Consider the following 10,876-nt stretch of genomic DNA (forward strand, 5'->3'; position numbering starts at 1 on the left):
GTCAGTGGAAGAAGTGCCGCGTCCCGGTGAAGTACATGGTCACGCCGGCCTTCTTCGCGGCCTCGACCACCAGCTCGTCGCGGACCGAGCCGCCCGGCTGGACGACCGCCTTCACGCCGGCCTCGGTGAGGATCTCCAGGCCGTCGGGGAAGGGGAAGAACGCGTCGGACGCGGCGTACGCCCCCCGCGCGCGCTCGGCGCCCGCCCGCTCCACGGCGAGCTTCGCGGAGTCGACCCGGTTGACCTGGCCCATGCCGACGCCGACCGAGGCGCCGTCCTTGGCGAGCAGGACGGCGTTGGACTTGACCGCCCGGCACGCCTTCCAGGCGAAGGCCAGCTCGGCCAGCTCGGCCTCCGACAGCGCCTCGCCGGTGGCGAGGGTCCAGGTGGCCGGGTCGTCGCCCTCGGCCTGGAGCCGGTCGGTGACCTGGAGCAGGGCGCCGCCGTCGATCGGCTTGACCTCGACCGGGTGGGCCGGGGTCTCGGGGCAGCGCAGGACGCGGATGTTCTTCTTCTTGGTGAGGGCTTCGAGGGCACCGTCCTCGTAGTCCGGCGCGACGATGACCTCGGTGAAGATCTCCGCGACCTGCTCGGCCATCTCCTTGGAGACGGGCCGGTTGACGGCGATGACCCCGCCGAAGGCCGACAGCGGGTCGCAGGCGTGCGCCTTGCGGTGCGCCTCGGCGACGTCCGCGCCGGTCGCGATGCCGCACGGGTTGGCGTGCTTGATGATCGCGACGCAGGGCTCGGCGTGGTCGTACGCGGCACGGCGGGCGGCGTCCGTGTCCGTGTAGTTGTTGTACGACATCTCCTTGCCGTGCAGCTGCTCGGCCTCGGCGAGACCGCCGGTGCCCGCGGTGTAGAGGGCGGCGGGCTGGTGCGGGTTCTCGCCGTAGCGCAGGGTGTGCGAGCGCTCCAGGCTGGTGGCGAGGAACTCGGGGAACTGCGAGTCGTCGGCCGGGGCGTAGGAGGAGGCGAACCAGGAGGAGACCGCGATGTCGTACTCGGCGGTGTGCCGGAACGCCTCGGCGGCCAGCCGCTTGCGGGTGGCCAGGTCGAAGCCGCCGTCCCGCACGGCCGACAGGACGTCGGCGTAGCGCCCGGGGCTGGTGACCACGGCGACCGAGGGGTGGTTCTTGGCGGCGGCGCGGACCATCGAGGGGCCGCCGATGTCGATCTGCTCGACGCACTCGTCGGGGGTGGCGCCCGAGGCGACGGTCTCGCGGAACGGGTAGAGGTTGACCACGACCAGGTCGAACGGGGCCACGCCCAGCTCGTCGAGCTGCTGCCGGTGGCTCTCCAGGCGCAGGTCGGCGAGGATGCCGGCGTGCACCTTGGGGTGCAGGGTCTTGACCCGGCCGTCCAGGCACTCGGGGAAGCCGGTGAGGTCCTCGACCTTGGTGACCGGGACCCCGGCGGCGGCGATCCGGCCGGCCGTGGACCCGGTGGAGACGAGTTCGACGCCCGCCTCGTGCAGGCCGCGGGCGAGGTCCTCAAGACCGGTCTTGTCGTAGACGCTGACCAGTGCGCGGCGGATGGCCCGCTTGTTGCTCTCGGCGGTCACGGGATAACTACCTTTCGTCCCTCGATCGAACAGCCGTTGCGGGCGATCCGCCCCACGACGTCGACGAGCAGCTTTCGTTCGACTTCCTTGATGCGCTCGTGCAGAGCGCTCTCGTCGTCCTCGTCCCGGATCTCCACCACGCCCTGCGCGATGATCGGCCCGGTGTCGACGCCGTCGTCGACGAAGTGGACGGTGCAGCCGGTGACCTTCGCGCCGTACGCGAGCGCGTCGCGCACGCCGTGGGTGCCCGGGAAGCTGGGCAGGAGGGCGGGGTGGGTGTTGATCAGCCGTCCGCCGAACCGTGCGAGGAACTCCTTGCCCACGATCTTCATGAACCCGGCCGAGATGACGAGGTCGGGCTCGTACGCGGCGACGGCCTCGGCGAGCGCGACGTCCCACTCCTCGCGGGTGGCGTAGTCCCTGACCTTCGTGACGAAGGTCGGCAGCCCGGCGCGCTCGGCGCGGGCGAGCCCCTCGATGCCGTCGCGGTCGGCGCCCACGGCCACGATCTCGGCGCCGTAGGCCGCGGTGCCGGTGGCGTCGATCTCGTCGAGGAGCGCCTGGAGGTTGGTGCCGGATCCGGAGACCAGGACGACGAGGCGTGCGACGCCCTCGGCCACGGGCTTGGCGGCCACGGTGGGGCCCTTTCTCGGGGAAACGGGTGCGTACGGGCGGCTCGTACCACCGCGTTTGTGCGGTCATACGAATGCTTCACGCCCCCGGATACGGGGAAGCCTACGAAGCAGCCGACCGGCAGCAACGATACCGGCACTCCGGGCGGCCCCCTCGGGACGGGGGCGTGGCCGGAAGGTAGCGTCGGGTCGAGGGCGCGCCGGGAACGCTGTCCGCGCACCGCGCGTTCACCACTCGTAACCGCCCGATCCGCACAGCCAAGGGGAAGACGCTCACTTGATGCCGGACCGCAGCCCGCGACTGCTCACGCTCCCCCAGCAGTCGGCGCAGGGAAGGGAGCACAGCGCCGTCGTGCTGCTGCGGGAGCGCCCGTCCTCGCCGCCCGACGCGCCGGGCGGCCACGGGTCCGGCGAGGGGCGGGGCGGGACCGGGAAGGATTCCCGCAGCGGCGCCCAGGGTTCCCGGGACGGTGACCAGGGTTCCCGGGACGGTGACCAGCAGGGTCGCCGGGAGGGCGCCCGGCAGGACGACAACCCCTTCGCCCCGCCGCCCGAGGGCTCCCCGGACCAGCCCTGGCAGCCGCGGCACGGGTCCGGCGGCGACGGCTCGCGGGGCTCCTCGGGCCGGGGCGACGGCAACCGGCCGTGGGGCGGTCAGTGGAGCGACCGGCAGCCCGGCCGTTCCCCCGGCGGCTTCGGCGAGCGCCCCGGCGGCCCGGGCAACGGCCCCGAGCAGCCGTCCGGCGCCCCCGGCCCGCGCTGGGACCCCACCGACCCCGCCCAGCGCCGCGCCCGGTACGCGCTGCTGAGCGGCATGTGGGCCCTGTTCTTCGCGCTGTTCAGCTGGGGGTACGTGGCGCTGCTGCTGGGTGCCCTGGCCCTGTACTGGGGCATCAGCGCCCTGCGCGCCAAGCCCCGCGCCGCGACCGACCCGGACACCCCGGCGCCCGCGCAGCCGCCCGGCCGCCCGCAGACCACCGCCGCGGTCAGTGGCCTGGTCACGGCGTCGCTGGGCATCCTGCTGGTCGCCGCGTCCTTCGCCGCGCAGCTCGTCTACAGCGACTACTACACCTGCCGGAGCGACGCCCTCACCAACGAGGCCAGGCAGTCGTGCAGCCGGCATCTGCCGGAGGAGCTGCGGGGGGTGCTGGGGACGGAGGGCTGAGGCGACGGTGGGCGTCGGCCGCCCCGGTCATCTCTGCCGGCCTCGCCGTTCCCGCCATCCCCGCCATCCCCGCCATCCCCGGCGTACGGCCCGAACGGCACGGCGTCCTCGTCGCGACACCGCCCCGAGGCCGCCCGCCCCTGCCCTCGTCTGCCCGCGCCGCCTCCTGAACGGCAGCGGCAGCGGCAACCGCAGCGACAACGGCAACCGCAGCGGCACCCACCTCCACCGGCGCCCGCCCGCTGCGGCGGCCCGCCGCAGCAAGACCCGCGCGACCAAGGCCGTCGGCACGGCCACCGGCCAGATCCACGCCAGCGCCGCGCCCCCGGCCTGCCACCACACCGGCCCGAAGCGGGCGAGGGCCCCGTTGCCCAGCGGCCCTCCGGCCAGCGCGGCGAGCAACGCGACCAGCAGCGCGCAGAGCAGGGCCGCGAGGGACGCGGCGACGGCCGTACGTCCGCTCGGCCAGGGGTCGGACCGGCCCTCACCGCCCGCCGGGTCGTCCGAGGGCGTCGAGGTCATCGTGGGGACCGGGGCGCGGGCGGGCGCGACGGCCGACCGGGCGGTGCACCACCCCACCGTCGCACCGGCGGCCAGCGGCACCACGCCCACCGCCCAGTGCAGCGACGTCCCCGGCCCGGTGTCCGGCACCGCCGCCAGCAGCGGCAACGGCGGCAGCAGGGCGGCGGGGGCGGAGGCGGACGGGCCGACGGCATGACCGGTGCTGAGCGCGAAGCCCGGACCGAGGGAGTACGCCGCCGCCCAGACGGCCGCGTTCGGCACCAGCGCGAGACACAGCAGCAGGACGGAGAGCAGGCCCACCCATCCGTCCGCCAGCAGCAGGAACGACCTTCGGGCCGCCCCGCCGTGCCCCACCAGCGACACCAGGAACAGCAGGGCCCCGCCGCCGACGAGCACCGCCGCCCCGGCGCCCGCCGCCCGCGCCGAGGCCCCCACCCGCGCGTCCGGCTCCACGATCAGTTCGCGCGGGGTCCGGGGCAGCAGCCGCAGCACCCTGCCCACCGGGCCGCCCGGGCGGCCGAACGCCGTCCACGCTCCCGCGCCCGCCGCGGCCATGACGACCAGCGGCAGCCAGATCACCACCTCCGCCCAGGACGGACGCAGCACACCGCCGTCCGCGCTGTCCGCGTGCAGCGTCACCGGCAGGGCGACGGCCAGGTAGCCGAGGACCACGCCCGCCCAGGCGTTGCGCGCGGAGACCGGCGGCGGCCCCGAGAGGTCCCGGACATGGACCCCGGGCCCCGCCCCCACGGTCACGCCCGCGCCGTCCCCGGGGTCGGTCACGTCCCGGGCGGCGCGGTGCAGCAGCCAGACGGGCAACAGGGTGAGGAGCAGCGGGGTGATCCCGACGGGTGCGGGGACGCCGGAGAGGGTGTCGGTGCGGACCAGTTCGACGCCGTGGGCGAGCAGCCACAGGGTCGCGGCGGCGTGCAGGGCGCCGCCGGCCCCGCTGTCGGGGTACGGCGAGCTGATCCACAGCACCGTCACGAGGACGGCGAGGGAGGCGAGTCCGAGCCCCGCCGCGACCGCTCCGCCCAGCAGACCGGCGGCGAGGCCCGGCGAACGGTCACGCCAGCGGACGTGCCAGCGGGCGAGCAGGAGGAACAGCAGCGGTCGGCGAACGGTCGTGGGGATCACGCCGGTCATGCTCCCAACGACACGCGCCTTCCCGTCGTAACAGGCGAAGCCCCGCTGTGTCGCCCAATATATGTTTATGTACTTTTTCGCACGGAGGGGCGCCTGGTGACGGAGAGTCCTGCCATTCCGCTTCCCCCTCCCAAGGCACGCCGACGCCTGCGGGAGGCCGCCTCGCTGACACCGGCTCAGCTCGCGGCACGGGTGGGCGTCACCCGCGAGACGGTACGCGCGTGGGAGACGGGCCGCATGACTCCGCGCGGCCGGAAGCGGGAGACGTACGCGAAACTGCTGGCCAGGCTGGCCCAGGAGGCGCAGAGGACCGGCGAGGCGGTCGTGTGGTCACCACCTGAGCGGCCCACGCCCACCGCACCCGCGAAGCCGGAACGGGAACAGGCACGGGAACAGGCACGGGAGCAGCAGGAGCCGAAGGCCGAGACCAAGACCGAGGCTGAGGCTGAGGTTGAAACCGAGGCTGAGGCTGAGGCTGAGACCGGGATGGCTTCGGAGCCGGAGCCGGGCCCGGAGCCGGGCCCAGCGCCGCAGAGCGAGCCGCCGCACGAGCCGGTCCCGAGCCCGCCCGCCCTGACGCCCGCTCAGGCGTTCGACGCGCTGTACGCGTTCTGCGCCCCCGCCCTCGTACGGCAGGCGTACCTGCTCACCGGCCGGCGTGAACTGGCGCGTGACGCGGTCGAGCGGGCCTTCCAACTCGCCTGGGAGCGCTGGCCCGAGGTGGCCCGCGACCGGGACCCGGCGGGATGGGTGCGGGCGGCGGCGTACGAGGCCGCCCTCTCCCCCTGGCACCGGTTCCGGCTGCGCCCCCGACGCCCCGAACCGCCCGCCGCCGACGCCGACGGCCGGGTCCTGCTGGACGCCCTGCTGAAACTCCCGCCCTCCCGCCGCCGCACCCTCGTCCTGTACGACGGTGTCGGCCTCGGCCTGCCGGAGACGGCGGCGGAGACGGAGGCGACCACCCCGGCGGCGGCGAACCGTCTGCTGAGCGCCCGCGAGGCCGTCGCCGCCCGGCTGCCGGAACTGGCCGATCCGGCCGTACTGCACCGACGGCTCGCCGAGCTGGCCTCCACCGCGCGACTGCGGGCCTCCGAGGCGCCGACGGTACGGACGGGCGGTGAACGCCGGGCCCGGTTCTGGACGAGGGCCGCGATCGCCTTCACGGCGGCCCTGATCGGCACGACGGCGCTGACCCTGCGGACGGCCCCGACGCAGTACGAACCGCCGGTGCCGGTGGGAGAGGCGGTACGGGGCGTACCGGCCCGGGTGGCGCCGGGGCCGCTGTCGGACGAGGAACTGTCGCTGCGGGACAAGCTGCGGCAGGAACTTCAGGACGGGCCGGAGCGGCTGGTTCCGCAGGCGCGCTGAGACGCGGCCCGGCACGCGGAAGGGCCCGCACCCCGGCGAGTTCCGGGGGTGCGGGCCCTTCCGTGTCCTGCGGTGCGGGGGTTCAGCCGGCGAGGATCTCGCGCGCCAGCTTCGCCGTCTCGGTCGGGGTCTTGCCGACCTTGACGCCCGCGGCCTCCAGGGCCTCCTTCTTCGCCTGGGCGGTGCCGGACGAACCGGAGACGATGGCGCCGGCGTGGCCCATGGTCTTGCCCTCGGGCGCGGTGAAGCCCGCGACGTAGCCGACGACCGGCTTGGTCACGTTGGCCTTGATGAAGTCCGCGGCCCGCTCCTCGGCGTCGCCGCCGATCTCGCCGATCATGACGATCAGGTCGGTCTCGGGGTCGTCCTGGAACGCCTTGAGCGCGTCGATGTGCGTGGTGCCGATGATCGGGTCGCCACCGATGCCGACGGCGGTCGAGAAGCCGATGTCCCGCAGCTCGTACATCATCTGGTACGTCAGCGTGCCGGACTTCGACACCAGGCCGATGCGGCCCGGCTTGGTGATGTCGCCCGGGATGATGCCGACGTTGGACTGGCCCGGGGTGATGATGCCGGGGCAGTTCGGGCCGATGATGCGGGTCTTGTTGCCCTTCTTGCCGGCGTACGCCCAGAACGACGCCGAGTCGTGCACGGCGATGCCCTCGGTGATCACGACGGCCAGCGGGATCTCGGCGTCGATGGCCTCGACGACGGCGTCCTTGGTGAACTTCTCCGGCACGAAGATGACCGACACGTTCGCGCCGGTCTTCTCGATGGCCTCCTTGACGGTGCCGAAGACCGGTACCTCGGTGCCGTCGAAGTCCACGGACTGACCCGCCTTGCGCGGGTTCACGCCGCCCACGACGTTGGTGCCGTCGCCGAGCATGAGCTTGGTGTGCTTCATGCCGGTGGCGCCGGTCATGCCCTGGACGATGACCTTGCTGTCCTTGTTGAGCCAGATAGCCATGGTGTGTTGGTGTCCTCGTCCTGAGTGCTTACTTGGCGGCGGCGTGAGCCAGCTCGGCGGCCTTGTCGGCGGCGCCGTCCATGGTGTCGACGCGCTGCACCAGCGGGTGGTTGGCGTCGGTGAGGATCTTGCGGCCCAGCTCGGCGTTGTTGCCGTCGAGGCGGACGACCAGCGGCTTCTCGACCTTCTCGCCGCGGTCCTCCAGGAGCTTCAGCGCCTGGACGATGCCGTTGGCGACCTCGTCGCAGGCGGTGATGCCGCCGAAGACGTTGACGAAGACGGACTTGACGTCCGGGTCGCCGAGGATGATCTCCAGGCCGTTCGCCATGACCTGGGCGGAGGCGCCACCGCCGATGTCCAGGAAGTTGGCGGGCTTGACGTTGCCGTGCTTCTCACCGGCGTACGCGACGACGTCCAGGGTGCTCATGACGAGACCCGCGCCGTTGCCGATGATGCCGACCTCGCCGTCGAGCTTGACGTAGTTGAGGTTCTTCTCCTTGGCGGCGGCCTCGAGGGGGTTGGCCGCGGCCTTGTCGTGCAGCTCGTCCCAGTCGTGGCGGAACTCGGCGTTGTCGTCGAGCGACACCTTGCCGTCCAGGGCGATGACGTCACCGGAGGCGACCTTCGCGAGCGGGTTGACCTCGACGAGGAGGGCGTCCGACTTGATGAAGGTGTCCCAGAGGGTGACGAGGACGTTGGCGACCTTGTCCGCGACCTCGGCCGGGAACTTCGCGGCCTCGACGATCTCGCGCGCCTTCTCCGGCGTCACCCCGTCGATCGCGTCGATCGGCGTCTTGGCGACGGCCTCGGGGCGGGTCGCGGCGACCTCCTCGATCTCCATGCCGCCCTCGACGGAGGCGATGGAGAGGAAGGTGCGGTTGGCACGGTCGAGGAGGAAGGAGACGTAGTACTCCTCCAGGATCTCCGGGGCCGTCTCGGCGATCATCACCTTGTGGACCGTGTGGCCCTTGATGTCCATGCCGAGGATGTCCGTCGCGCGGGCGACGGCCTCGTCCGCGTCGGCGGCGAGCTTGACGCCGCCGGCCTTGCCGCGGCCGCCGACCTTCACCTGGGCCTTGACGACGGACTTGCCACCGAGGCGCTCAGTGGCTGCGCGGGCCGCCTCAGGCGTGTCGATGACTTCACCGGCCAGCACCGGTACATCGTGCTTGGCGAAGAGGTCCCTCGCCTGGTACTCGAACAGGTCCACGCGCTTCCGTCCCTATCAGTGATCTCGCGGTTCGTTGTCTGCGTGGGCGTGCCGCGAGGGCAACGTGACGACCGCCGTGTCAGTCACAAGGGAGGCGCACACGGTGTCCGAGCGCGCGGCATGTCCGTCTCGCAGGTTATCGCCGCTTGCGGACGGTCTCTAAATCTCATCTCACACCTGAGCGGTGATACCTGTCACATGATGCCCACCTCTCTGGCACCGCGTGCCGCGGGTGCGGCGGAACGGGTGGGTACGCAGGTGAGGCCGCGCGGGGCCTCACCGGGCTGGGGTCGGCCCGGTGAGGCCGGTGAACACCCCTGAGCCACGGCGATGCCGGTGCTCTCGGGGCGTGGGGTGGCCGATCCCCACCCCTGGGGACCGCCACCCCGCCCGCGGTCTCCCGTGCCGGACGGAACCGACGGATTTCGGCCGTCCGGCACCGGAGGCTCCGCGGTGTCGGTACCCGCCCTGCGGGCGTCGGGGGCCTGTGCGTCGACGCAGGCACAGGCCCGTGGGCCGCGTGGGCCGCGTGGGCCGCAGGACGGAAGCTGGACAGCGGCGCGGGGGTGCTGGGCGCTGAAGTGCGGGGCACACGACGGAGGCACGCACACGACACGCCGGACCGAACGAGCTACGACGAGCTATGACCAGCTACGACGAGCTACGACGAGCTACGACGATTGACGGCGTGGCGTGACTGGCGTGACGTGACGTGACGTGGCGACGAAGGAACCCGGATCGGATCACCGGGTCGGTCGCGTTACTGCCGCCCCCGGACCCGGGCTATGCAGGGGATACGGGAATGTCCCGGTACCGGTCGCGGACATCGCCCGCGTCGGCGTACGCGACGGCGCCGGGCGCGAGTCGCAGGGGGACGCGGGTGCTCGGGGCTACGGCCGACGCGTCACCGTGCCGCGGCGTGCCGTGATCGGCCGCGGACGCGTCGCCCAAGGCGCCGTCCGGCCCTGCGGGCGACTGGTGAACGGGACCGGGCACGTGTCCCGCGCCCACGGCCGGGCGACCGTCACCGCTCCCACCGAAGTGCGTCGGCCCACCGACGGACCGCGGTCCGTACGGACCGACCACCACGCTCCGCGTGCCGCCCTGGCCTCCGGTCACCTGACCATCGGCGCCGCGACCGCCGGTCGGGGACGCGGTCACCGACTCCGGCGGCGAGGCGGACTCGTCCGGGACGGGCCCGGACCCGGCAGGTGCGGCCACCGCTCCGATCGGGGCGGGCAGCAGGTCCGCCGGCAGCGCGGGGGACACCGGCAACACGGGAAGCACCGGGAGCACGGGCTCGGCCGGAGCTACGGGGGACACGGGAAACGCAGGCCACACGGGCAGCGTCGAGCCACCGACCAGGTCGGACACGATGGGCAGATCGGACACGATGGGCAGGTCCGACAGGCCAGGCAGGTCGGAGAGGGCCGGCAGGTCTGAGACGACCGGCAGATCCGACAGGACAGGCAGGTCCGACAGGCTCGGCAGATCCGCCAGGCTCGGCGAGGTGGGCAGGACCGGTGAGTCGGCCGGGGACGGCGGAGCGGACACCCCCGGCGCCCCCTCCGAGGCGTCGGACCCACTCGACGACGGCAACCGACTCGGCAGATCGGCAGGGACCGGCAGGTCCGGCACGCTCGGCAGATCGGGCACGCTCGGCGTGCCGGACGGGGCGTCAGGGCGACTTGACGGCGGAGACGACGGCGACGGCTCCGGCTCCGGCTCCGGCTCCGGCTCCGGCTCCGGCGAGGCGACCTCTCCCCGCACTGAACCGAGCCCTTCGGCCACCGCCTCCACCACGTCGCCGACCGACTCCGCGCCCCGTTCCCTCACCGGCTCCGTCGCCCGACCGTTGACGGAACGCCCGACGACACTGGCACCGCTGGCGGCACCGGCACCACTGGCACGAACGGCACTACCGGCACCACCGGCACGAACGGCCCCCGAACCGTCGGCCACCGGCTCGACCACCCGGCCGGCCACGCCACCCACCAGCGGCAACGCCCCCCGCCCCAGCGGCGATGACGTCTCGCCCCCCGCGCCTTCGGCCGCCTCCGCAGGCTGTCCGAGGAGCAGCCCGAGGAGGAACACCCCGCCGGCCAGCAGCACGCCCAGGAGCGCGCGCCGAGCGGCAGCGTGCGAAGCGGCCGGCCAGGACAAGGAGATGCCTCCCGTGCGACGGAACGAGGTGGGCGTCACGGGCACCTGCCGGCGCGACGCGGTACAGCGGCACAGCGATGCGGACGAGCGCATCGCCGAGTCACCGCTGACAGACGCCGATAATCGCACGGATATACGG

8 protein-coding genes are annotated in these 10,876 nt (G+C 73.4%); 2 read left to right on the forward strand and 6 right to left on the reverse strand.

Annotation, left to right across the window (positions count from 1 at the left end):
* Position 1: 1 nt before the first annotated feature.
* Both purH and purN read right to left on the reverse strand, forming a co-directional pair.
* Positions 2–1,564 (reverse strand): bifunctional phosphoribosylaminoimidazolecarboxamide formyltransferase/IMP cyclohydrolase, encoded by a 1,563-nt coding sequence (purH, locus tag ACIQR3_RS02695; protein WP_403533136.1) that lies wholly within the window; start codon positions 1,562–1,564, stop codon positions 2–4.
* On the reverse strand, positions 1,561–2,199 hold the full coding sequence (gene purN / locus ACIQR3_RS02700) for a phosphoribosylglycinamide formyltransferase (protein ID WP_215172829.1): 639 nt from the start codon (positions 2,197–2,199) through the stop codon (positions 1,561–1,563). The genes purH and purN overlap by 4 nt, the downstream gene beginning before the upstream one ends.
* A gap of 277 nt (positions 2,200–2,476) precedes the next feature.
* On the opposite strand from purN, the gene ACIQR3_RS02705 reads away from it, so the two are divergent.
* Entirely contained in the window at positions 2,477–3,361 is an 885-nt protein-coding gene (locus tag ACIQR3_RS02705; RefSeq protein ID WP_403533137.1) for a hypothetical protein, read from the forward strand.
* A 27-nt stretch (positions 3,362–3,388) separates the two neighbouring features.
* Here ACIQR3_RS02705 and ACIQR3_RS02710 read toward each other — a convergent pair whose 3' ends face one another.
* Positions 3,389–5,029 (reverse strand): DUF6350 family protein, encoded by a 1,641-nt coding sequence (locus tag ACIQR3_RS02710; RefSeq protein ID WP_403533139.1) that lies wholly within the window; start codon positions 5,027–5,029, stop codon positions 3,389–3,391.
* Between the two features lie 96 nt (positions 5,030–5,125).
* Between ACIQR3_RS02710 and ACIQR3_RS02715 the strand changes: the two genes are divergently transcribed.
* On the forward strand, positions 5,126–6,397 hold the full coding sequence (locus ACIQR3_RS02715) for a helix-turn-helix domain-containing protein (protein ID WP_403533142.1): 1,272 nt from the start codon (positions 5,126–5,128) through the stop codon (positions 6,395–6,397).
* An 82-nt stretch (positions 6,398–6,479) separates the two neighbouring features.
* Here ACIQR3_RS02715 and sucD read toward each other — a convergent pair whose 3' ends face one another.
* From sucD to ACIQR3_RS02730, 3 genes are all read right to left on the reverse strand, one after another.
* Positions 6,480–7,364 (reverse strand): succinate--CoA ligase subunit alpha, encoded by an 885-nt coding sequence (sucD, locus tag ACIQR3_RS02720; RefSeq protein WP_403533145.1) that lies wholly within the window; start codon positions 7,362–7,364, stop codon positions 6,480–6,482.
* A 28-nt stretch (positions 7,365–7,392) separates the two neighbouring features.
* Entirely contained in the window at positions 7,393–8,574 is a 1,182-nt protein-coding gene (sucC, locus tag ACIQR3_RS02725) for an ADP-forming succinate--CoA ligase subunit beta (protein ID WP_403533148.1), read from the reverse strand.
* 783 nt (positions 8,575–9,357) lie between these two features.
* Positions 9,358–10,686, reverse strand: coding sequence for a hypothetical protein (locus ACIQR3_RS02730; RefSeq protein WP_403533151.1), 1,329 nt, complete (start codon positions 10,684–10,686; stop codon positions 9,358–9,360).
* Positions 10,687–10,876: the final 190 nt, after the last annotated feature.

This window comes from Streptomyces sp. NPDC090994 (assembly GCF_044768905.1).
Classification (GTDB): Bacteria; Actinomycetota; Actinomycetes; order Streptomycetales; family Streptomycetaceae; genus Streptomyces.